The organism is Exiguobacterium sp. BG5(2022) (assembly GCF_031844365.1).
Lineage (GTDB): Bacteria > Bacillota > Bacilli > Exiguobacteriales > Exiguobacteriaceae > Exiguobacterium > Exiguobacterium profundum.
This window is the reverse complement of sequence record NZ_JAUZVB010000001.1, coordinates 1,271,087-1,292,726: the sequence shown is the minus strand read 5'-3', so window position 1 is coordinate 1,292,726 and position 21,640 is coordinate 1,271,087. Positions and strand designations below refer to the sequence as shown.

At 50.1% G+C, this 21,640-nt stretch carries 21 protein-coding genes and 1 riboswitch; of the genes, 19 read left to right on the top strand and 2 right to left on the bottom strand.

All coding sequences use genetic code 11. The annotated features are described in order from the left end of the window. Nucleotides 1-13: 13 nt before the first annotated feature. From Q9R25_RS06665 to gcvH, 5 genes are all read left to right on the top strand, one after another. Nucleotides 14-1,186 carry an acetyl-CoA C-acetyltransferase gene (locus tag Q9R25_RS06665; protein ID WP_012726865.1) on the top strand — a complete coding sequence of 391 codons (1,173 nt, stop codon included), beginning with the start codon at nt 14-16 and terminating at the stop codon, nt 1,184-1,186. Nucleotides 1,187-1,199: 13 nt separating this feature from the next. Continuing rightward, the gene (locus tag Q9R25_RS06660; RefSeq protein ID WP_159562606.1) at nt 1,200-2,984 is read left to right on the top strand and encodes an acyl-CoA dehydrogenase family protein; all 1,785 of its coding nucleotides are present in this window, start codon (nt 1,200-1,202) and stop codon (nt 2,982-2,984) included. Nucleotides 2,985-3,073: 89 nt separating this feature from the next. Continuing rightward, entirely contained in the window at nt 3,074-3,805 is a 732-nt protein-coding gene (locus Q9R25_RS06655; protein ID WP_214690684.1) for a hypothetical protein, read from the top strand. Nucleotides 3,806-3,852: 47 nt separating this feature from the next. Next, nucleotides 3,853-4,206: an arsenate reductase family protein gene (locus Q9R25_RS06650; protein WP_159562604.1), complete on the top strand. Its 354-nt coding sequence runs from the start codon at nt 3,853-3,855 to the stop codon at nt 4,204-4,206. 48 nt (nt 4,207-4,254) lie between these two features. Next, nucleotides 4,255-4,638: a glycine cleavage system protein GcvH gene (gcvH, locus tag Q9R25_RS06645; protein WP_012726861.1), complete on the top strand. Its 384-nt coding sequence runs from the start codon at nt 4,255-4,257 to the stop codon at nt 4,636-4,638. A gap of 39 nt (nt 4,639-4,677) precedes the next feature. Here the strand turns inward: gcvH and Q9R25_RS06640 are convergent, their stop codons facing one another. Continuing rightward, nucleotides 4,678-5,733: a PTS sugar transporter subunit IIC gene (locus tag Q9R25_RS06640; RefSeq protein ID WP_074036348.1), complete on the bottom strand. Its 1,056-nt coding sequence runs from the start codon at nt 5,731-5,733 to the stop codon at nt 4,678-4,680. Nucleotides 5,734-5,913: 180 nt separating this feature from the next. Here Q9R25_RS06640 and Q9R25_RS06635 point away from each other — a divergent pair, with 180 nt between their 5' ends. From Q9R25_RS06635 to Q9R25_RS06585, 11 genes are all read left to right on the top strand, one after another. Next, complete coding sequence (locus Q9R25_RS06635) at nt 5,914-6,171, top strand: thioredoxin family protein (protein WP_084543056.1); 258 nt, start codon at nt 5,914-5,916, stop codon at nt 6,169-6,171. A gap of 450 nt (nt 6,172-6,621) precedes the next feature. Beyond that, a riboswitch (SAM riboswitch) is annotated at nt 6,622-6,728 on the top strand. A 77-nt stretch (nt 6,729-6,805) separates the two neighbouring features. Further along, the gene (locus Q9R25_RS06630) at nt 6,806-7,834 is read left to right on the top strand and encodes a methionine ABC transporter ATP-binding protein (RefSeq protein WP_147538181.1); all 1,029 of its coding nucleotides are present in this window, start codon (nt 6,806-6,808) and stop codon (nt 7,832-7,834) included. Further along, nucleotides 7,824-8,486: a methionine ABC transporter permease gene (locus Q9R25_RS06625; RefSeq protein WP_012726857.1), complete on the top strand. Its 663-nt coding sequence runs from the start codon at nt 7,824-7,826 to the stop codon at nt 8,484-8,486. Before Q9R25_RS06630 ends, Q9R25_RS06625 begins: the two co-directional genes overlap by 11 nt. Before the next feature lie 30 nt (nt 8,487-8,516). After that, nucleotides 8,517-9,350 (top strand): MetQ/NlpA family ABC transporter substrate-binding protein, encoded by an 834-nt coding sequence (locus tag Q9R25_RS06620; RefSeq protein ID WP_311282936.1) that lies wholly within the window; start codon nt 8,517-8,519, stop codon nt 9,348-9,350. Nucleotides 9,351-9,451: 101 nt separating this feature from the next. Beyond that, nucleotides 9,452-10,666: an MDR family MFS transporter gene (locus tag Q9R25_RS06615; protein ID WP_196430965.1), complete on the top strand. Its 1,215-nt coding sequence runs from the start codon at nt 9,452-9,454 to the stop codon at nt 10,664-10,666. Between the two features lie 178 nt (nt 10,667-10,844). Further along, a complete protein-coding gene (gene sufC, locus Q9R25_RS06610; RefSeq protein ID WP_143180266.1) occupies nt 10,845-11,606 on the top strand; it encodes a Fe-S cluster assembly ATPase SufC in 762 nt (253 codons plus the stop codon). A gap of 12 nt (nt 11,607-11,618) precedes the next feature. Continuing rightward, on the top strand, nt 11,619-12,887 hold the full coding sequence (gene sufD / locus Q9R25_RS06605) for a Fe-S cluster assembly protein SufD (protein WP_311282935.1): 1,269 nt from the start codon (nt 11,619-11,621) through the stop codon (nt 12,885-12,887). A gap of 1 nt (nt 12,888) precedes the next feature. Further along, nucleotides 12,889-14,109: a cysteine desulfurase gene (locus Q9R25_RS06600; protein ID WP_159562600.1), complete on the top strand. Its 1,221-nt coding sequence runs from the start codon at nt 12,889-12,891 to the stop codon at nt 14,107-14,109. Continuing rightward, complete coding sequence (gene sufU / locus Q9R25_RS06595; protein WP_026825487.1) at nt 14,099-14,533, top strand: Fe-S cluster assembly sulfur transfer protein SufU; 435 nt, start codon at nt 14,099-14,101, stop codon at nt 14,531-14,533. Before Q9R25_RS06600 ends, sufU begins: the two co-directional genes overlap by 11 nt. 19 nt (nt 14,534-14,552) lie before the next feature. Beyond that, complete coding sequence (gene sufB, locus Q9R25_RS06590) at nt 14,553-15,950, top strand: Fe-S cluster assembly protein SufB (protein ID WP_012726850.1); 1,398 nt, start codon at nt 14,553-14,555, stop codon at nt 15,948-15,950. A gap of 112 nt (nt 15,951-16,062) precedes the next feature. Then, nucleotides 16,063-17,046: an L-lactate dehydrogenase gene (locus Q9R25_RS06585; protein WP_159562599.1), complete on the top strand. Its 984-nt coding sequence runs from the start codon at nt 16,063-16,065 to the stop codon at nt 17,044-17,046. A gap of 35 nt (nt 17,047-17,081) precedes the next feature. Here the strand turns inward: Q9R25_RS06585 and Q9R25_RS06580 are convergent, their stop codons facing one another. After that, complete coding sequence (locus Q9R25_RS06580; RefSeq protein WP_159562598.1) at nt 17,082-18,464, bottom strand: alanine/glycine:cation symporter family protein; 1,383 nt, start codon at nt 18,462-18,464, stop codon at nt 17,082-17,084. Nucleotides 18,465-18,556: 92 nt separating this feature from the next. Here Q9R25_RS06580 and Q9R25_RS06575 point away from each other — a divergent pair, with 92 nt between their 5' ends. The 3 genes from Q9R25_RS06575 (at nt 18,557) to Q9R25_RS06565 (ending at nt 21,640) form a co-directional block, all read left to right on the top strand. Next, entirely contained in the window at nt 18,557-18,829 is a 273-nt protein-coding gene (locus tag Q9R25_RS06575; RefSeq protein WP_311282934.1) for an acylphosphatase, read from the top strand. Nucleotides 18,830-19,033: 204 nt separating this feature from the next. Next, entirely contained in the window at nt 19,034-20,353 is a 1,320-nt protein-coding gene (gene brnQ / locus Q9R25_RS06570) for a branched-chain amino acid transport system II carrier protein (protein ID WP_074036366.1), read from the top strand. A gap of 105 nt (nt 20,354-20,458) precedes the next feature. Further along, the gene (locus Q9R25_RS06565; protein ID WP_159562595.1) at nt 20,459-21,640 is read left to right on the top strand and encodes an MFS transporter; all 1,182 of its coding nucleotides are present in this window, start codon (nt 20,459-20,461) and stop codon (nt 21,638-21,640) included.

Genomic DNA, 21,640 nt, shown 5'->3' with positions numbered 1-21,640 from the left:
GGGGACAATACAGATGAGGGAAGCAGTCATCGTAGCCGGCGCACGGACGCCGGTCGGAAAAGCAAAACGCGGATCGTTCCGTAACGTTCGTTCGGACGAGCTCGCGGGATATGCCATCAAGGCAACGCTTGAGCGTTCAGGATATAAAGGCCCGATTGATGACGTCATCATGGGTTGTGCGATGCCAGAAGCGGAGCAAGGGATGAACATCGCTCGCTATGCGGCGGTCCGGGGGGGACTGTCACACGAAGTTCCAGCGATCACCATCAACCGCTACTGCTCGTCAGGCCTTCAAGCCATCGCGGACGCGGCGGCCAAAATCATGATCGGTCAAGCGACGGCAATCATCGCCGGCGGTATGGAATCGATGAGCCAAGTGCCGATGGGTGGTCACGTCATCCGTCCAAACCCACACATCATGGAGACGGCACCAGAGTACTACATGAGTATGGGGCATACGGCAGAACGTGTTGCAGCCGAATATAACATCTCGCGCGAAGACCAAGATGCGTTCGCCATCAACAGTCACCAAAAGGCGGCAGCGGCTATCGCAGGTGGCAAGTTCCAAGAAGAAATCGTTCCTGTGACGGTCATCGAGCACGTACTCGGTGAAGACGGTAAAGTCGCGGAAGTGGAGAAAGTCGTGAAGCATGACGAAGGTGTCCGTGCCGATTCGACGATTGAAGCACTCGGAAAACTCCGCCCGGCCTTCAAAATCAAAGGGTCAGTCACAGCAGGTAACGCTTCACAAGTATCAGACGGAGCAGCAGCTGTCCTCGTCATGGACCGTGAAGAAGCAGAACGTCAAGGATTGCAACCGATGGCCAAGTTCCTCTCGTTCGCCGTCGGCGGTGTCCGTCCAGAAGTGATGGGAATCGGTCCAGTCGTCGCCATTCCGAAAGCACTCGAGATGGCTGGCGTGAAATTAGAAGAAGTCGGATTGTTCGAGTTGAACGAAGCGTTCGCGAGCCAGTCACTCGGTGTCATCCGTGAACTCGGAATCGATCCATCGAAAGTGAACGTGAACGGCGGCGCTATCGCCCTCGGTCACCCACTTGGATGTACGGGAGCAAAACTTTCAGTCTCGATCTTGCATGAGATGAAACGACGCAATGAGAAGTATGGGGTTGTCACGATGTGTATCGGCGGCGGAATGGGCGCGGCTGGTGTCTTCGAATTACTTTAAGGGGGAATCGGATATGGAACGTACAGAACATGAATTGATTAAAGGCGGTAGCTTTGTCATTGACGCACTCGACGCGGAGCGTCTCTTCACACCAGAGGATTTCTCAGATGAGCATAAGATGATTGGTGACACGACGGCTGGATTTGTCGATGACCGCGTCATGCCAGTCCTCGAGCGCATCGAGAAACACGAGTTCGACCTCTCTGTCGAATTGTTGAAAGAAGCGGGCGAGCTCGGTCTTCTCGGAGCAGACGTTCCTGAAGAGTACGGCGGTTACCAACTCGATAAAATCTCATCTTCAATTATCACGGAGCGCTTCGCGAAAGCACGTTCGTTCGCACTCAGCTACGGCGCACACGTGGGGATCGGGACGCTCCCGATCGTCTTCTTCGGATCAGAAGAGCAAAAGCACAAGTACTTGCCAAAACTCGCGACAGGCGAATGGATCGCGGCTTACGCGCTCACTGAGCCAGGCTCAGGGTCTGACGCCCTCGGTGCGAAAACGACAGCTGTCTTGAATGAGGCGGGCACGCACTACGTCTTGAACGGTGAGAAACAATGGATCACAAACGCCGGCTTCGCGAACGTGTTCGTCGTCTATGCGAAAATCGATGGCGACAAGTTCAGTGCCTTCATCGTCGAGCGTGACTTCAAAGGAGTCTCAACGGGCGCAGAAGAGCAGAAGATGGGAATCAAGGGATCGTCGACACGTACGCTCATCCTTGAAGATGTCGAAGTACCAGTCGACAACCTTCTCGGTGAAGTTGGAAAAGGTCACGTCATCGCCTTCAACATCTTGAACGTCGGTCGTTACAAACTCGCAGTCGGAGCAGTCGGTTCTTCAAAACGTGCATTCGACCTCTCGGTTCAATATGCGAACGAGCGTAAACAGTTCAAGACACCGATCAGCCAATTCCCACTCATCCAAGAGAAATTGGCGACGATGGCAGCGAACATCTATGCGATGGAAAGTTCAGTCTATCGTACAGGTGGTTTGTTCCAGGATAGCTTGGACGCACTCGGTGATGAGAACATGCGCGACGGATCGAAAGTCGCACAAGCGATCGCAGAATACGCGATCGAATGCTCACTCAACAAAGTCTTCGCTTCTGAGACGTTCGACTATGTCGTTGATGAAGCCGTTCAAATTCACGGTGGATACGGATTCATGGCAGAGTATGAAGTGGAGAACCTCTACCGTGACTCACGGATCAACCGTATCTTCGAAGGAACGAACGAGATCAACCGTTTGATCGTCCCAGGTACGCTCCTCAAGAAAGCGATGAAAGGTGAATTACCGCTCCTCGCAGAAGCGCAAAAACTTCAAAAAGAGCTCATGAGCTACATGCCACAAGAATTGGATGGGTCACCACTCGCTCGCGAGAAGATGCTCCTTTCGAACATGAAAAAAATCAACTTGATGGTCGCGGGTACAGCTGTTCAGAAGTATCAACAAGACCTTCAAAACGAACAAGAAATCTTGGCGAAGATTGCAGACATGATCAGTGCCATCTATGCGCTTGAAGCAGCCATCGCTCGTACAGACAAAGCGATTGCCCGTTCAGGCGAAGAGAAGAATACGCTCAAAGTCCGCTACACTGAAATCTTTGCGGAGCAAGTGTTCAAGCAAGTCGAACTCATGGCGAAAGAAGTATTGTACGCAGCGGCGTCTGGCGACGAGCAACGTATGCTTCTCTCGGCAATGAAGAAATTCAGCCGCTACCAGCCAATCAACGTGATCGGCACGAAGCGCGAAGTCGCAGCGAGCCTCATCAAAGCGAACAAGTTTATCGTCTAATCAAATTGACAGAAAGGGTGGACCGGACGCGGTCGATCCTTTCTTTTTTTGAGCTCTGCCACGTACAATAGAGACGAGGGGGAGAGATGATGACAAAACGAAATGTATTACTCGATCGGATGGAACGCATTGGACGGTCCGTAGCCGAACGGGACGGGACGCTCATGCTGCTCGCATTGGGGTCGATTGGACAAGAGACGGAGCGGTTAGATGAGTATTCGGACCTCGATTTCTTTTTGATTGTCGAGGATGGGCAGAAGGCGCGCTTTATCGATCGACTTGACTGGCTCGAGATCGAACCGCTTCATTATCAGTTCCAAAACACGAAGGACGGGCATAAGATTATGTACCATGATGGCATTTATGGTGAGTTCGCCGTCTTTGAACTGCATGAAATGGCGACCATCGCCTATACGCCAGGACGTGTCGTCTGGCGACGGGACGAGGCGCTCGAGGTATTTGCGACACCACGCCTCGAAATCACCCGTGAAACAGCGGCTTATTATTATGAAGAGGCGTTGACGAACCTATACGTCGGCTTGCTACGTGAACGTCGTGGCGAAACGCTCGCCGGATTCGAGCTCGTCCAGGTCGCAGCTGTTCAGAACGTCTTGAAGGCAATTGGTGAACAAGGGGACCCGTTCAATCCGACACGCCGGGTCGAGTCGAGACAGCCCAAGATGATTTCTTTCCTGTTGGGCGGGGTATTAGGATATGGCAAGTCAGGCGTCGCAGCCTCGACCATCTTACGTTTTATCGAAGAACGCTATGTGGTCAACCCAACGATGAAGCGAGAGATTGAACGGTTGCTTGAGACGTGATTTAAATTCTCTAGGTGTGCTACATTGAGGAAAGAGGTGATGAACAGATGGTGACACTATACGGCTATCCACCATGCAGTACATGTAAAAAGGCAGAAAAATGGTTGAAGGAACAAGGCATCGAGTATACATATATCCATATCGTCGAATCGACGCCGACGAAAGAGGAACTCGCCGAACTGTGGAAACAATCAGGTCTACCACTCAAAAAGTTCTTTAACACGAGCGGGCAAGTCTATCGGAACGAAGGCATCAAAGACAAGCTACCGAATCTATCAGAAGACGAACAACTCGAGCTATTGGCGAGCAATGGTATGCTTTTGAAGCGACCAATCGTCACAAATGGTGAAAAAACGACCGTCGGATTTTCAGAAAAGTCCTTTACGGACGTTTGGGGCTAAGTGCTATAATACAGATGTGAGTCTAATTTATTTGAGGGGGAAGTTAGGATGAGCAAAGTACCAGCAAATTTACGTTATTCAAAAGAACATGAGTGGGTAGAAGTAAATGGAACGAAAGCCCGCATCGGCATTACGGATTTCGCACAAAGCGAACTAGGGGACATCGTGTTTGTCGAACTCCCAGAAGTCGATGGTACGATTTTGCTCGACGAGCCATTCGGCTCAGTCGAATCAGTGAAGACGGTCTCTGAGTTGTATGCACCGGTATCTGGTCGCATCACGGCAGTGAACGAGGACCTCGCGGATTCTCCAGAACTCGTCAACGAGTCACCGTTTGAAAACGCATGGATGATTGAAGTCGAGTTGACGGAAGAGTCAGACCTCGACAAACTCATGTCTGCAGAAGAATACGAAGCGATGATTCAAGGATAATCAAAGCCGGCCTCTCCATTGGAGAAGCCGGCTTTTTGTTTACTCGAAATCGAGTCGGTAATGATCGGATTCGACGAGAGTCGTCCGTTCAAACACACGGTAGAAGAAGATTCCGAGTGCGACCGGAATCAGTCCGAACAAGACGATGACGAGCAGGACGTTGAAGAGAGCGAATCCACCCGGCATGAGGTGAAGGGCGTTCACCGGACCGATGAGACCTGACACACCGAACCCGGCGCTGATTGGTGTTCCTTCAATTTTTAGAATCCCTGCGAGCGCACCGAGAATCGCCGCATTTGCCAAAATGGGAAGCATCATGATGGGGCGTCGGACAAAGTTCGCCATCTGAATCTTCGGAGAACCGAGGAAATGGGCAATCGATGTGCCGGTCGCGTTTGCCTGCCATCCGGCGATCGCGAGACCGAATCCGGCAGCGACGACACCGAGGTTCGCCGCACCAGCCGCGACACCGGACAAGCTGATGGCTGTCGCAATCCCGACAGTCGAAATCGGCGAGACGATAATGAGTGAGAACGCCATGGCGATCAGAATTCCCATGAGGACCGGTTGCAGGTCAGTCATTGTCATGATGAGTAGACCGATATACGTCGTGATCTGGGAGATGTACGTCAGTAGGAAAGTACCGATGCCTCCTGCGACGACAATGATGGTCATCGGCATAACAATGACCGTATACGTTTTCAAGTGGGGAGCGAGTTTCATGACAAGAAGTGTAGCGATTGCAGCGGTAACACCAGCTGTGATCACGTCCCCGATGCCGGCCATCACAAAAGCCCCTTCGTCGATTCGGACGGCACCGCTACCGACATACGTCGCAATCGCGATGGTCCCGGTTTCGAGAATCGATCGTCCGAACTGCATGGCGACCGCTAGCCCGATAATGGCTGGCAGAAGCCGCATCGCAATTGTCGTCGCATCCAATATGAATTGAAGAGACGGAAAATACGGAAGTATGGCTTTCGTTAATTCACCGAGCAAAGCGCTCGGGATGAGGGCGATCAGAATTGCCATGCTGAGACCGTTTAAGACGTTCATCGTGAACTGTTTCATCGTACCTGTTGCTTGTTCCGTCATCATTCATTCACCTGTCCTTCTTCTTTGCTGTTATGTACAAAAGCGATAAAGTTAGAACCCATATTATTCCTCTCTACAGAAAGAGTCAAGATAATCATTGAAAAATTCTGAAATTTCATCAAAGCACGATTTTTGAATGAGAATCCATCGCCCCTTATAATGACAAGAGAGGTGAGAAGAATGATTACAGACGGATTCTTATATATATACGCCCCGATGTGTGGTACATGCGCTGTGGCGGAAAAAATGTTGACGGTCGTCGAAGCGGTCGACCCTGAAATTAAAATCGAAAAGCGAGATGCGAACTATATCCCAAAAGAGCTAGAAGCCTACCAAGTGATGAGCGTACCCGCCTTGTTGAAGCTTGAAAATGGCGAGGTTCAAGATCGATTGTACGCGTTTCAGAATGTGCAACATGTCCTCTCTTTCATGAAATGAGAGAGGAACATTAGAATAATCTGAAAATTTTAAATAATCAGTTGACACAGAAAGTTCACGAATGGTATATTCATTACAACATCTTACTTGAACACAAAATAGGACGCGATATTCCCGATATCAAGACGTTTTGGCGAAGCCGCTGCTACCTTTATACGAATACACGTCAGTCTTCCCTTCGATTGTCCCCCAAAAAAATCAAGCGAAGAAAGACGTTCCGTATAATTGCACGGTCCAAGCCAAGATCGAGTGATGATTGGTGAATCTCCCCCATGTAAGGATGTAAATCTTGAACGGGCAAAAGATTTTCATCTATGGGCTGTCCTTCCGTGACTCAAGGTGCTACGTTCTGTGTCGTCCTCGGACGGCACCTTTTTTTAATTTTTTTGAAAAAAGGATTTGACAGCAGAAAAAGCTGTCGCTATGATAAAGCTAATCGAATACACAACACTCTTATCAAGAGAGGCTGAGGGACTGGCCCTATGACGCCCAGCAACCGCGGAGCAATCCGAAATGGTGCTAATTCCAGCAAGGTGAGAAACCTTGACAGATGAGAGCAATCGTTGTCCGTACGATAAAGTGCGCACGTTTGCTCAAACGTGCGCGCTTTTTTTGTTGTCAGGAGGGAAAGGTATTGATTCAATTACGAAACGTCGCCAAATGGTTCGATACGAAGAATGGTCGTGTCCAGGCGGTCGATGATGTGTCATTAACAATTGATCGCGGTGAAATTTTTGGAATAATCGGATATTCGGGAGCGGGGAAATCGACGCTCATCCGATTACTCAACCGTCTCGAGTCACCGTCAAGCGGTGAAATCGAGGTCGCCGGGAGTGAGCTCACGAAGCTCAGCCCGAAAGAACTACGAGGGGTTCGCAAGAACGTCTCGATGGTCTTCCAGCACTTTAATCTTTTGTGGTCGCGCACGGTCGCAGAAAACATCAGCTTCCCACTCGAACTGATCGGGGTACCGGCAAGTGAGCGGAAACGACGCGTCCAAGAACTCGTCGAGCTCGTAGGTTTGGCTGGTCGTGAGGACAGCTATCCATCGCAACTGTCGGGCGGTCAAAAACAGCGAGTCGGGATCGCCCGCGCGCTCGCTACAAATCCTGAGGTTCTCCTCTGTGACGAAGCGACAAGCGCGCTCGACCCGAAGACGACGGATTCGATTCTCGAACTGCTCGTCAGCATCAATAAGAAGCTCGGATTGACGATCGTCCTCATCACGCATGAGATGCATGTCATCCAAAAGATTTGTCACCGTGTCGCCGTGATGGAGGCCGGAAAAGTCGTTGAGACCGGTCAAGTCTCGGACGTGTTCCAACATCCGGAGCAACCGATCACGAAAGAATTCGTCAAGCAAATCGGGGCGGTCGACGATCTATCGCTCACGTTCGAACATCTTAAAGAACGGTATCCGAGCGGTCAAATCGTCAAATTGAAATTCTTGAACGAGACGGCAGAACAACCGATTTTGTCTGACGTCCTCAAGACGCATGACATCGGATTCAACATCATCGGCGGGAACGTGACCCAGTCACAAGTCGGTGCGCTCGGTACGCTATTCATCCAACTGATTGGGGAAGCAAGTGAAATCGATCGTGCCATCGCGTCGATTCGTTCGCAATCCGTAGAAGTGGAGGTGGAAAGCGATGTTTCCTAACGTAGATTGGCAAATTATGATGGAGCAGACTTGGGAGACGTTATACATGACGCTCGTCGCAGGTGTGGCGACGTTTGTGATCGGACTGGCTTTAGGTTTGATTCTCTATATTACAAACGAATCGCTTTTATTGAAGAATCGTCCGATTTACGTCTTCGTCAGCGCGATCGTCAACGTGTTTCGTTCGATCCCGTTCATCATCTTAATTATCTTACTCATCCCGTTCACGTTGTTCCTACTCGGTACGATGCTCGGTTCGACGGCGGCGCTTCCGGCACTCATCATCGGAGCGGCACCGTTCTATGCTCGGATGGTCGAACTTGCGCTTCGTGAAGTCGACCGTGGGGTCATTGAAGCGGCCGAATCGATGGGAGCGACAAAATGGCAAATCATCTACAAAGTCTTGATTCCAGAAGCTCTTCCGGCAATCGTATCGGGACTCACGGTGACCATCGTAGCAATCGTCGGTTACACGGCGATGGCGGGGGTCGTCGGGGGTGGCGGACTCGGGAACTTAGCCTTCTTGGAAGGATTCCAACGCTCACAAAACGACGTCACGTTCGTGGCGACGGTGCTCATCTTGATCATCGTGTTCGTCATCCAATTCATCGGTGACCGACTCGTCACAAAGATAGATAAACGTTCAGCATAATCACACATATACCATTTGGAGGGATTCATTATGAAAACTTGGAAAACAGTACTCGGATTGACAGCATTATCAGCATTCACGGTTCTCGCGGCTTGCGGCGGGGAAGAGGCAGAAACAGGTTCTGGCGATGAAAAAACATTGATCGTTGGTGCGTCAAACGTACCGCACGCTGAGATTTTAGAGCACGTACAAGAAGAATATGAAGCAAAAGGTTACAAACTCGAAATCAAGAAGTTCCAAGACTACGTGCTTCCGAACAAGACGCTCGCGAGCGGGGAGCTCGATGCGAACTACTTCCAACACGAGCCATACCTCGAGTCACAAATGGCTGAGAACAAAGACTACAAATTCGCATCAGCAGGTGGCGTGCACATCGAGCCGATCGGTGTCTACTCACAAAAATACAAATCGCTTGACGAGCTTCCTGAAGGAGCGGAAATCATCATGAGTTCATCGGTCGCTGACCACGGACGAATCCTTACGATGCTCCAGTCAGAAGGTCTCATCACGCTTGCGGAAGGCAAAACGGTCGATGCGACAGTCGCTGACATCGTCGACAACCCGAAAGACTTGAAATTCAAGACGGACGTGGAAGCAGCACTTCTTCCAACGGCTTACAACAATGGAGAAGGTGATGCGGTCCTCATCAACACGAACTATGCGATCGATGCAGGTCTCAACCCACTCGAAGATGCGATTGCACTCGAAGGGGAAGATTCACCATACGTCAACTTGATCGTCACGCGTGAAGGGGACGAAGAAGACGAGCGCGTCAAGGCACTCCTCGAAGTATTGACGTCTGATGAGACACAACAGTGGATCTTGGACGAATACAAAGGTGCGGTCGTACCGGTCAAACAATAAGTCATTTCGACTCAGGAGACTTCCTCCTGGGTCTTTTTTTGTCTAGTGTTCTTTCATAAAGAGAAGTACACTACATATATGAAAGAAAAGGGGGGATTTGGATGAAGCTCAGACAGATTCATCCACTGACGTGGGGCGTCCTGTTCGGGACGTTTTTTGCACGACTGGCGACGTTTTTTGTCATGCCATTTTTTGCGATCTATCTAGCTACGCTCGGCTTTTCAGCGAGTGTGATCGGAACGATCTTTGCCGTGACGGCACTTTCAGGTCTGTTCATGAGCTTCTTTGGGGGGACACTCTCTGATCGGTATGGACGAAAACAGCTCATGTTGATCGGGATCGTGCTGAATGCCGTCACGTTCGCTGGTCTCGCACTTGCGACGGAACTGTTTTGGTTTTACATGCTATCGATGTTGATGGGGATGTCGCGATCATTCCTAGAACCGGCTTCGCGTGCACTCATCAGTGATACGACGCAGGCAGATCAGCGGGTCATCGTCTATAATGTCCGTTACTTCATGATCAATATCGCCGCGGCCATCGGACCACTCTTGGCGGTCGTCTTGTCACTCACTGGTGTGAAGACTGCATTCTTCGTCGTGACGGCTGTCTACATATTATACGGGATCATTATATCTATCTTGTTTTACAAATATCCGTTTGAAGAAGGGGACGGAATCAAGGCACGCCCGCGCTTGACGGAGACGTTTCGTGTCCTGAGAGATGACCGAACGTTTCGGGCGGTCATCATCGGGATGATCTTCGCGATTATCGGTTATAGCCAGTTCAATTCGACGCTCCCGCAATTCATCGCGCTACGCGATGGATTAGAAGAAGGCTCGAGATTATTCGCCTACTTATTAACGACGAACGCCATCACGGTTCTCATCGTCCAATATCCGATTATGCGTTTCGGGATTCGTGTCTCTCCGATCAAGTCACTCTTTTTCGGGATTTCGACCTTGTCATTCGGACTTTTGCTTATTGGATTTGCGACGGTAGAGTGGGTACTATTTGTCGCGATGGCCATCTTTACCGTCGGAGAGGTGTTGATGTTCACCATGACGGACGTCTTGACGGATGAACTCGCGCCGGAACATTTAAGAGGGACGTATTTCGGGGCAATGGGATTGACATCACTCGGTCAGACGGTCGGACCGATTATCGGTGGCGTGTTACTGGATACATTCGGTCAGTCGTCGCTTCCTGTATTCGGAAGTTTGGCACTCTTGACGGGGTGTGGTGCCTTCTTCTTCGCGGCTGCCGTACGAGAGCGGAAAGCAGTCCTCGCACTCGTCGAAGAAAATGCCGGATAATGTCTTGATTTCCTACTATTAGCATTCTCAACTTTTATCATTCTATTGAGAATGAATTCTAAGGTGAGTCGCTTGAAATAAAAAAATGACTAGTCTAAGATTAGAATATATCTAATCTACGCCATTCACTATGGCGAGAAAATACGGAAGGGGTATCCGAATGTCTAACGTACCACAAATGAAAATTGATGACCTCCGCGTCTCAATCGAAGGAAAAGAGATTGTCAAAGGTCTTAACCTAGAAATTAAAGGTGGCGAAATTCATGCCATCATGGGTCCTAACGGGACTGGTAAATCAACACTCGCATCAGCACTCATGGGTCATCCACTTTATGAGGTCACTGGGGGAAGCGTCGAATTAAACGGCGAAGATGTCCTCGAGATGGAAGTCGACGAGCGCGCACAAGCAGGGATGTTCCTTGCGATGCAGTACCCGGCTGAAATCAGTGGTGTCACAAACGCGGACTTCTTGCGTTCGGCAATCAACTCACGTCGTGAAGAAGGTCAAGAAATCTCGCTCATGAAGTTCATCCGTGAACTCGATGCGAAGATGGAGCTTCTCGAAATCCCTTCAGAAATGGCACACCGTTATTTAAACGAAGGATTCTCAGGCGGTGAGAAGAAGCGTAACGAAATTCTTCAAATGATGATGATTCAACCGAACATCGCCATCTTGGATGAAATCGACTCAGGTCTTGATATCGATGCCCTTAAAGTCGTTGCCAAAGGCGTAAACGAAATGCGTTCAGAAGAGTTCGGCTGCTTGATCATCACGCACTACCAACGTCTCCTCAACTATATCGAGCCAGACTTCGTACACATCATGATGGACGGAAAAATCGTCATGTCTGGTGGTAAAGAGCTCGCACAGCGACTCGAGGCAGAAGGTTACGACTGGGTGAAGCAAGAACTCGGAATGACAGTAGACACAGAAGCGTAAGGAGGCTGTACGATGACCGTACAATTTGAATTGGATGCACAAGCGTTGTCGGCACGTGCAGAAGCGCTCGGCGGACCAGCATGGATGGTCAACCGTCGTAAAGAGGCAGCAGAACTTGCGCCGACACTTGCTTTGCCAAAAGTTGAAAAAATTAAGATTGATAAGTGGGACTTCACAGCGGGAGATGTCGAGCTCGAACAAAAAGACGGCTTGACAGCGGACATCGAATCACTCCTCGGAGACCACCGGACAAACGTGCTCGTTGAACGCAACGGTCATGTCGTCTATAACGAATTGTCGATGCCTGAAGGCGTTTTGTTCATGGGAATCAAAGAAGCGATGGAGCAACATCCTGAGCTCGTTGAGAAATACTTCATGACTGAAGGCGTACGTGTCGATGAAGAACGTCTTTCGGCGTTGAATGCTGCCCTCACAAACGGTGGTGCATTCATCTACGTACCGAAAAACACGCAATTGAAAGATCCGCTTCAAGCCATTTTCACGATGGAACAGGCGAACGGTGCCCTCTATCACCACACGATCCTCGTCGCAGACGAAGGCAGTGAAGTGACATACATCGAAAACTTCCTTTCTGGCACGAATGAACCGCATACGGTCAACGTCGTGACGGAAGTATTCGCTGGAGAGAACGCGAAAGTCGTCTTTGGTGGTGTCGATCAGCTCGCTGAATCAGCACTTACGTTCATGAACCGTCGCGGTGTCGTCTATGCGAACGGTCGCCTCGATTGGGCGCTCGGTCACATGAACGACGGGAACTCGATCGTCGAGACGAAGACTCACCTCGTCGGTGACAACACGTATTCAGATACAAAAGCTGTGACAATCGGTCGCGGTGCACAGAAACAAAACTTCAACATTCGTACCGACCACTTCGGAAAAGCATCTGAAGGGTTCATCTTGATTCACGGTGTCCAAAAAGACGCAGCCACTGCAATCTTCAGCGGGACATCGATGATTCACCACGGTGCGTCAAAATCGAACGGTGTACAAACAGAGCGCGTCTTGATGCTCTCTGAAAAAGCACGTGGGGATGCCAACCCGATTCTTCTTATCGATGAAGATGACGTTATGGCAGGTCACGCAGCTTCTGTCGGTCGTGTCGATGATGTTCAATTGTACTACTTGATGAGCCGTGGTTTGTCTCGCCAAGAGGCAGAGCGTTTAATCATCCACGGATTCTTGACGCCTGTCGTCGAAGAACTCGCAATCGATTCGGTCAAAGACCGTCTCCGCGAAGTCATCGAAGGGAAAGTACGTTAAGATGTTGAACGCCTCGATTCGTGAACAGTTTCCGATTTTAGATCAGGAAATCAATGGACACCCGCTCGTTTATCTTGATAGCGCGGCGAGCTCACAAAAGCCGCTCGCTGTCATCGAGGCGATCGAGGACTATTATCGTCGCAACCATTCGAACGTGCATCGTGGCGTCCATACGCTCGGGACGCAAGCGACGGATGCGTATGAAGGGGCACGCGAACGCGTCCGCTCATTCATCCATGCGGCGGTTCCTGAAGAAATCATTTTCACTCGTGGAACGACGACGGCCATCAACTTGGTCGCATCGAGCTACGGAGATGCGAATGTCGGTGAAGGCGACGAGATCGTCCTCACTCCGATGGAACATCATGCGAACTTAATCCCATGGCAACAACTCGCCAAGCGAAAAGGCGCGACACTTCGTTATGTCGAGCTCACGCCGGACGGACGTGTCACACTCGATGCGGTTCAAGCGGTATTATCAGACCGGACGAAAATCGTCGCGATGAGTCACGTCTCGAACGTACTCGGGACGATTAACCCGATTGCCGAAGTCGCTCGACTCGCGCATGAGTTGGGTGCCGTCATGGTCGTCGATGCCGCGCAAAGTGCACCGCACCGAAAACTTGACGTCCAAGCACTCGACTGTGACTTCCTCGCCTTTTCTGGACATAAGATGCTCGGACCGACTGGGATCGGTGTCTTATATGGGAAGAAGCAACTCCTCAAGAACATGGAGCCGGTCGAGTTCGGTGGCGAGATGATTGACTATGTCGATTTATATGAATCGACGTGGAAAGACATCCCGTACCGTTTCGAAGCGGGAACACCGATTATCGCCGGAGCGGTCGGACTTGCGGCAGCCATCGATTTCTTAGAAGAAATCGGTCTTGAAAACGTCGAAGCACACGAACGTGAACTCGCGTCTTACGCAATCGAGCAGATGAAAACGATTGAAGGGATCGAGATTTACGGTCCTGAAGATCGCGTCGGTCTCGTCACGTTCAACTTGAAGGACGTTCATGCGCACGACCTCGCGACCGTGCTCGATATGCAAGGTATCGCGGTTCGTGCCGGTCATCACTGTGCACAACCACTCATGCGTCTTTTGAAGCAATCATCGACGGCACGGGCGAGCTTCTATTTGTATAACACAAAAGAAGAAGTCGACCGCTTCATCGAGGGATTACGTCAAACGAAGGAGTATTTCAATTATGAGTTTTAATAATCTCGACATGTTGTACCGCCAGGTCATCATGGATCACTATAAAAACCCAAGAAACCGTGGCGTCATCGAAGATGGCGTGACGGTGGACTTGAACAACCCGACGTGTGGGGATTCGCTTCGTCTTCAACTACAGGTCGAAGACGACATCGTCAAAGATGCGAAGTTTGAAGGGGAAGGCTGCTCAATCAGTCTCGCCTCGGCATCGATGATGACCCAAATCGTCAAAGGAAAAACAGTAGAAGAGGCGCTTCAACTCGCCAACATCTTCTCTGAAATGGTTCAAGGAAAAGAGTACGACACGGATACGTTTGACCTCGGTGATATCGAGGCGCTCTCAGGCGTATCGAAATTCCCGGCTCGAATCAAGTGTGCCACGCTCGCGTGGAAGGCGCTTGAAAAAGGAGTAGACGAGGACGCGTAAGGAGAAGGAGGAGACCGATATGGCAAAGAACATGCCGGAAATTGGCGATTATAAATACGGCTTCCATGATCGGGACGTTTCGATTTTCCGTTCAGGCCGTGGCTTGACGACAGAAATCGTAGAGACGATCTCGCGCATGAAAGAAGAGCCACAATGGATGCTCGACTTCCGTTTGAAGTCGTTGGATCACTTCAACAAGATGGCGATGCCGACATGGGGCGGAGACCTCTCGGCACTTGATTTCGACGAAATCACGTACTATGTCAAACCATCTGAAAAGACAGAACGCTCATGGGATGAGGTACCAGAAGAAATCAAACGTACGTTTGACAAGCTCGGTATCCCAGAAGCAGAGCAAAAATACTTGGCAGGTGTCTCGGCTCAGTATGAGTCTGAGGTTGTCTACCATAGCATGCAAGAAGACTTCGAAGAAAAAGGTGTCATCTTCAAAGATACAGACACAGCCCTCAAAGAAGACGAAGAGATCTTCAAAGAGTACTTCGGGAAGTTGATTCCGCCGACGGACAACAAGTTTGCGGCCCTCAACTCAGCTGTTTGGTCGGGTGGCTCGTTCATCTATGTACCAAAAGGCGTAAAACTTGAGCAACCGCTCCAAGCCTACTTCCGCATCAACTCGGAAAACATGGGTCAATTCGAGCGTACGCTCATCATCGTCGACGAAGGCGCATCGGTTCATTACGTCGAAGGATGTACGGCACCGGTTTACACAACGAACTCGCTTCACTCAGCGGTCGTTGAGATCTTCGTCAACAAAGATGCATATTGCCGTTACACGACGATCCAAAACTGGGCGAACAACGTCTACAACTTGGTAACGAAACGTGCAGTCTGTGAAGCGGGTGGATCGATGGAGTGGATCGATGGTAACATCGGATCGAAACTCACAATGAAATACCCAGCTGTCATCTTGAAAGGGGAAGGCGCACGTGGGATGACACTCTCAATCGCCCTCGCTGGTAAAGGACAGCACCAAGACGCTGGCGCTAAAATGATTCACCTCGCACCAAACACGTCGTCGTCTATCGTCTCAAAATCGATTTCGAAACAAGGCGGAAAAGTATCGTACCGTGGAATCGTCCACTTCGGCCGTAAGGCGAAGGGCGCACGCTCGAACATCGAGTGTGACACGCTCATCATGGACAACGAGTCGACTTCAGATACGATCCCGTACAATGAAATCTTGAACGACCAAGTGTCGCTCGAGCACGAAGCGAAAGTCTCAAAAGTGTCAGAAGAGCAACTCTTCTACCTCATGAGCCGTGGAATCTCGGAAGAAGAAGCGACAGAAATGATCGTAATGGGCTTCATCGAGCCATTCACAAAAGAATTACCAATGGAATATGCGGTCGAAATGAACCGTCTCATCAAATTCGAGATGGAAGGTTCGATTGGATAATTGCTTGAATGACGGATTTCCTGTAAAAAGGGGTCCGTTTTTTTTTGTTATGTCGATGCCATATGTAGGGTATGCTAAAAAAGAGAAAGAATCATAGAAAGGATGGATACACATGTCACGTATTCCGCATAAAGATGAGATTGACCCGAAAGACATCACTCGCATCGCCGTCATCGGTGCAGGTTGGGTCGGCGTCAGTTTCGCCTATCAATTATCCACGGCTGCGCTTTGCGAGGAGCTCGTCTTAATCGACTCGAATCATGCCAAGGCAGAAGGAGAGGCGATGGACCTCAATCATGGGATCTCATTCGCCCCGACACCGGTCCGGATTTGGGCAGGGGACTACTCGGATTGTAAAGACGCAGATATCGTCGTCATCACGGCAGGAGCCGCACAAAAACTTGGGCAGACACGGATGGACCTCGTCGAGCAAAACGCCAAGGTCGTCCGCACCGTGACCGAAGACTTGATGAAGAGCGGGTTCGACGGCATTTTAGTCGTCGCGACGAACCCAGTCGATGTGATGGCACACGTCGCCTGGAAAGCATCGGGTTTACCAAAAGAACGCGTCATCGGTTCAGGGACGGTCCTCGATACAGCACGACTCCGTTACAAACTTGGAGACTATTTCGAACTATCGCCACGAAACTGCCACGCCTACTATATGGGTGAACATGGGGATACGGGCTTTGTCGCATGGAACAACGCACGCATCTATGGGAAGAGTATCGATGAACTATTGGCGGAGAACGAGAAATATCAGTTCGAAGACTTAGAAGCGATCTATGCGGACGTACGCGACGCTGCTTACCAGATCATCGAGCATAAGAACGCCGCCTATTATGCGATTGGGGTAGGCTTGCTTCGCATCATCCGGGCCATCGTCCGAAATGAAAACTCCGTCGTGACGATTGGCGCTCACCTAGACGGCGAGTACGGGGCGAGTGACGTGCATATTGGCGTACCGGCCTTGATTGACCGAAGCGGCATTCGTAAGATCATCGAGATTGAATTGACGAACGAAGAACAACAGAAGTTTGACGCCTCGGTACAAACTATCAAAGCAGGGATTGAGAAAGTCGAGCCCGCATCCTAAAAAAGATCCGACTGCTTAGGCAGTCGGATTGTTGGTTAAGACGCCTCTTCTTCGGCGATATCTTTCTTGTAATACTTCTCGGATGTGAAGAACTCGGTTGTCAATCGTTTCACTTCACCACTTAGAAGCAAGACGGCAATCATATTCGGGATGAGGATCATCGCTAGCATCAAGTCTAGGAAGTTCCAAATCATCTGAGCGCCTCCAATCGAACCGATGACAATCGAGACGATATAAACGGCCTTCATGATTTTTCCTGCCGTCAAACCGAATAAGTACTCGGCTTGTCGCGAGCCGTAAAAGATGATGACGATAATGGTCGAGAGGACGAAGAAGATGAGTGAGATGGTGACGAGTAAGCTTCCCGTGTAACCGAAGTATTCATTGAAAGCAATCGTCGTCAACGCTGCTGGGTCATCCATCGCTCCGTCTGCCGTCCAGACACCTGAAGACAAGACGACGAATGCGGTCGTGCTACAAATGATGAGCGTATCGATGACGATCCCGATGACGGCCCAGAACCCTTGGCGCACCGGATGGTCCGTCTGTGCCGCGGCGTGGGCAATAGGTGCCGTTCCAAGACCGGCTTCATTTGAATAGAGTCCACGGGCGAAGCCCCAACGAATCGTCTCAGCAACGGCGGCACCGGCAAACCCACCGAACGCGGCCATCGGCTCGAATGCATAAGAGAAGATGAGACTGAGAACGTTTGGAATCTCAGAGAAGTTCATCAAGACGATGACGAGTCCGGCTCCGACATAGACGAGTGCCATGCCAGGGACGACGATCTCGGTGACTTTCGCGATGCGCTTCAGTCCGCCAAAGACGATGATGCCCACAAGAATAGCGACGACAATCCCCGTGATGAGCGTGTTCCCATTGAACGTCTCACGGACTGCCGAGCTGACAGCGTTTCCTTGTACCATGATACTCGGAATGAGTTCGATCATGAGAGCGAAGGCGAACCACGTCGCGAGCCACTTCCAACGAAGTCCTTTTGATATGTAGTAGACCGGTCCCCCGACAAATTCGCCGGCATCATTCTTCTCACGATAGTGCACGGCCAGTACGCTCTCTGAGAACTTGATGGCCATGCCGATGATAGCGATGACCCACATCCAGAAGATGGCACCCGGTCCCCCGAACATAATCGCTGCAGGTACACCGATGATGTTCGCGGCCCCGACTGTTGAAGAGAGGGCTGACGTCAACGCTTGTCTCGGACTGATGTCGCCTTCACCTTTCGGCTTTTTGAAAATGCTGCCGAATGTTTGCTTGAATATGTAGATGGGGTAACGAAACTGAAAGAAACCGAGCTTGATGGTGAGGAAGATACCGGATAAAACGAGTAACGAGATAATCGGTACGCCCCAAAGCCAGTCGGAAACGTTCGTGACAAGAGTAATAAATTCATTCATACAACCACTCCAATTCCATTATTTTACTTAAATACTGTTTCCTAAAGTAAGGACCTCTAAACATCTTTGACAAAATAAAGGAGGAAAATAGAATGAGAGTTGCTAAACGTTTGATTGTATCTGGACGTGTCCAAGGCGTGGGGTTTCGATATTTTTCACAGGAGACCGCGCAACGATTCGGCATCAAAGGATGGGTTCGCAATCTAAGTGACGGGACAGTCGAGCTACATGCGGAAGGAACCGAGCAAGAAATCGACGCCTTCGAGCAGACGTTGAAGGATGGCAATCGCTTTGTCGGTGTCGAACGAATCGAAGAGACGGAAGCGAACGATCAGGAATTTCGCTCGTTCGACATACACTATTAACCGCTTACATCTCCCTACATGTGAAAGGGAGATTTTTTTGTGAAATCTACATTTCAAAAAATTAAACCTCGAATTTTGGAGATAGGGTGGTCAAACGATAGGAAGTGTGTATAATGAAATAGACCAAGCGATATATTGTCAGAAAATTTAGTTATTATTTTTTTGTTAAGTCGTTCGGAATATCAAGTGTATGGAGGTAGTTGTATGAAAAAATCGACATTGTTCCCGTTAGCGTTTACGATTTTTGCTTTATTCTTTGGGGCCGGGAACTTGCTGTTCCCACCTGAGCTCGGCGCCTTGGCGGGGGAAAACCTCGTACCGGCGATGATCGGGTTCGTCATTACGGGTGTCGGTTTACCGCTTCTTGCTTTGTTCGCAGTCGCTCGGGTCGGCGGCGGGACAGACCAAATTGCTCGTTATATTCCAAAGCGTCTCGCGCTTATCTTGACAGGATTGATGTATGTGGCTATCGGACCATTCTTCGGAATCCCGCGTACGGCTGCTGTCACGTATGAAATGGGACTCGTTCCGTTTCTCGATGCTCCTTCTACTTTGACACTCGCGATGAGTTCGACCGTCTTTTTCGGGTTGACGTTCTTCTTGACGCTTCGTGCTCAAAAGTTGATTGAAGTCATCGGGCGCATCATTACACCAATCCTCTTGTTCTTGCTTGCAGCGATTGGAATCACAAACCTCATCTCGCCACTCGGGGAGCCGGGAGCTCCAGCGGAAGGATTTGAGACATGGGTGGGTGCACTCGGCCAAGGTTTCCAACAAGGCTATTTGACAATGGATGTATTCGGGGCCCTCGTCTTTGGGGCAATCGTCCTCGTCACGTTGAAAGCTAATGGATTGAGTGACCAAAAAGAAGCGTCTTCGCTTCTTCGCTCTGCGGGCATGCTTGCCGTTACCTGTTTGATGCTCGTCTATATCTCGCTCGGTTCAATCGGTGCGAATATGACAGTCGCAGAAGGAACGACGAGTGGCGCAAGCCTTCTCCAAGCGTTCGCAGGTACGTCTTACGGACAAGTCGGAATGCTCGCACTCGGATTAGCGGTCTTCCTCGCTTGTTTGACGACAGCAGTTGGCCTCATCTCAGAGTTCTCACGCTTCATCAGCAATCAGTTTGATTCTCTCAAATATCATCATGTCGTCATCGCGACAACGTTGTTTGGATTCATGATCTCACTCGTCGGTTTGAGTTCGTTGATTCAAATCGCCGTGCCGCTTCTCACGCTCCTCTATCCGGTCATGATCGCACTCGTGCTCGTATCGGTGACGGAACGTCTTCAACGAAACCCTGGTGTGGCGATGAAAGCGACGATTTATACGGCGCTCGTTCTCTCGTTCTTTGAAACGTGGAACGGCATCCAGCCTTCTGCGGTTACTTCTTGGATTGGAAACTTACCAATGGCGGATATCGGACTTGCCTGGGCAGTTCCGACGATGATCGTCTATGCGATCACGCTTCTTCTTCCGAAAGGAACGTCACAAGAATCACTCGCTCAATCACGCATCTCATAAGTCTCGTCCATCCTTTGGTCAAGGATGGGCTTTTTTCTGTCTTATTGTTTGCCTGGATGTGAGCTCAAACAGTAAAATGGAAAGATGAAAAGGGAGTGACATTCGTTGACGACAAAACAAAAAAATCAATTGGCGATTCTCATGTTGAACATGTTTATCGCCGTCGCCGGATTTGGGATCATCATCCCGATTATTCCGGATTACTTAAAGATGATTGGCGAGGGAGGGACAGCCGCCGGACTCATGATTTCCGTATTTGCGGGGGCCCAGCTCGTCATGTCACCGATTGCCGGGAAATGGGCGGACGTCCACGGCCGCCGACTCATGATCATTCTCGGTCTGATCGGATTCACCATCTCGATGGGAGTCTTCTATCTATCAGATAATTTGACAATTCTTCTCGTCTCTCGTGCCATCGGGGGTGTTGGTGCAGCGCTTTTGATTCCTGCCATCTTCGCTTATGTGGCAGATATCACGACACTCGAGCAACGAGCTCGAGGAAACAGTTATATTTCCGCGGCAATGTCGCTTGGAATTGTAGTGGGACCAGGGATTGGTGGCTTTTTTGCTGAATTCGGCTTGAAGACACCGTTGCTCGTTTCAGCGATTGTATCGTTTATTGCTGTCATTTCGTCTGTGCTTCTTCTTAAGGAGCCTGACCGTGCTCCATACGTGGCGCCTAAGATAAAAGAGTCTTTACCGACGCAGCTAGTCATGTCGACGCGAAAACCGTACTTCTTCGTATTGGTCATCAACCTCGTCATGGCGTTTGGTCTGATGGCGTATGAATCGGTACTTGGGCTCTATGTCAGTGAGATGTTCAGTGCGACACCACAAGAGATTGCCATCATGGTAACCGGAACGGGGATTGTGAGTGTTATCGTTCAATTGTTTGCGGTGGACCGTCTCGTCGAATGGTTGGGTGAGACCAAGGTCGTACTTGCTTTCATCGCGCTCGCCTCATTTGGCTTCTTGTTATCTTTGTTCGCTGGTACGTATATGCTCTTCTTCGCAGTGACACTCGTGATTTTCTTATCGACATCTATTTTACGACCGGTGTTGAACACGCTCGTGTCGAAACTTGCAGGAAACGAGCAAGGTCTTGCCATGGGGATGAACAACGCTTATATGAGTATTGGGAATATTTTAGGGCCGACATTGGCGGGAATCGCCTTTGATATTGATATGCGCTATCCGTTCATGATGGGACTCGTCCTATTGCTCGTCACATACATGGGCACATGGAACTGGTCGAAACGGAAAGCGGCCGCCATTTCAGAATCGTAA

Coding starts and splice junctions, on each gene's coding strand:
- sufU (WP_026825487.1), top strand. CDS start 14,099: ATGAGTTTTAATAATCTCGACATGTTGTACCGCCAGGTCATCATGGAT.
- Q9R25_RS06655 (WP_214690684.1), top strand. CDS start 3,074: ATGACAAAACGAAATGTATTACTCGATCGGATGGAACGCATTGGACGG.
- Q9R25_RS06635 (WP_084543056.1), top strand. CDS start 5,914: ATGATTACAGACGGATTCTTATATATATACGCCCCGATGTGTGGTACA.
- Q9R25_RS06640 (WP_074036348.1), bottom strand. CDS start 5,733: ATGACGGAACAAGCAACAGGTACGATGAAACAGTTCACGATGAACGTC.
- Q9R25_RS06585 (WP_159562599.1), top strand. CDS start 16,063: ATGTCACGTATTCCGCATAAAGATGAGATTGACCCGAAAGACATCACT.
- Q9R25_RS06580 (WP_159562598.1), bottom strand. CDS start 18,464: ATGAATGAATTTATTACTCTTGTCACGAACGTTTCCGACTGGCTTTGG.
- sufD (WP_311282935.1), top strand. CDS start 11,619: ATGACCGTACAATTTGAATTGGATGCACAAGCGTTGTCGGCACGTGCA.
- Q9R25_RS06615 (WP_196430965.1), top strand. CDS start 9,452: ATGAAGCTCAGACAGATTCATCCACTGACGTGGGGCGTCCTGTTCGGG.
- Q9R25_RS06650 (WP_159562604.1), top strand. CDS start 3,853: ATGGTGACACTATACGGCTATCCACCATGCAGTACATGTAAAAAGGCA.
- Q9R25_RS06575 (WP_311282934.1), top strand. CDS start 18,557: ATGAGAGTTGCTAAACGTTTGATTGTATCTGGACGTGTCCAAGGCGTG.
- sufC (WP_143180266.1), top strand. CDS start 10,845: ATGAAAATTGATGACCTCCGCGTCTCAATCGAAGGAAAAGAGATTGTC.
- Q9R25_RS06620 (WP_311282936.1), top strand. CDS start 8,517: ATGAAAACTTGGAAAACAGTACTCGGATTGACAGCATTATCAGCATTC.
- brnQ (WP_074036366.1), top strand. CDS start 19,034: ATGAAAAAATCGACATTGTTCCCGTTAGCGTTTACGATTTTTGCTTTA.
- gcvH (WP_012726861.1), top strand. CDS start 4,255: ATGAGCAAAGTACCAGCAAATTTACGTTATTCAAAAGAACATGAGTGG.
- Q9R25_RS06665 (WP_012726865.1), top strand. CDS start 14: ATGAGGGAAGCAGTCATCGTAGCCGGCGCACGGACGCCGGTCGGAAAA.
- Q9R25_RS06660 (WP_159562606.1), top strand. CDS start 1,200: ATGGAACGTACAGAACATGAATTGATTAAAGGCGGTAGCTTTGTCATT.
- Q9R25_RS06625 (WP_012726857.1), top strand. CDS start 7,824: ATGTTTCCTAACGTAGATTGGCAAATTATGATGGAGCAGACTTGGGAG.
- sufB (WP_012726850.1), top strand. CDS start 14,553: ATGGCAAAGAACATGCCGGAAATTGGCGATTATAAATACGGCTTCCAT.
- Q9R25_RS06600 (WP_159562600.1), top strand. CDS start 12,889: ATGTTGAACGCCTCGATTCGTGAACAGTTTCCGATTTTAGATCAGGAA.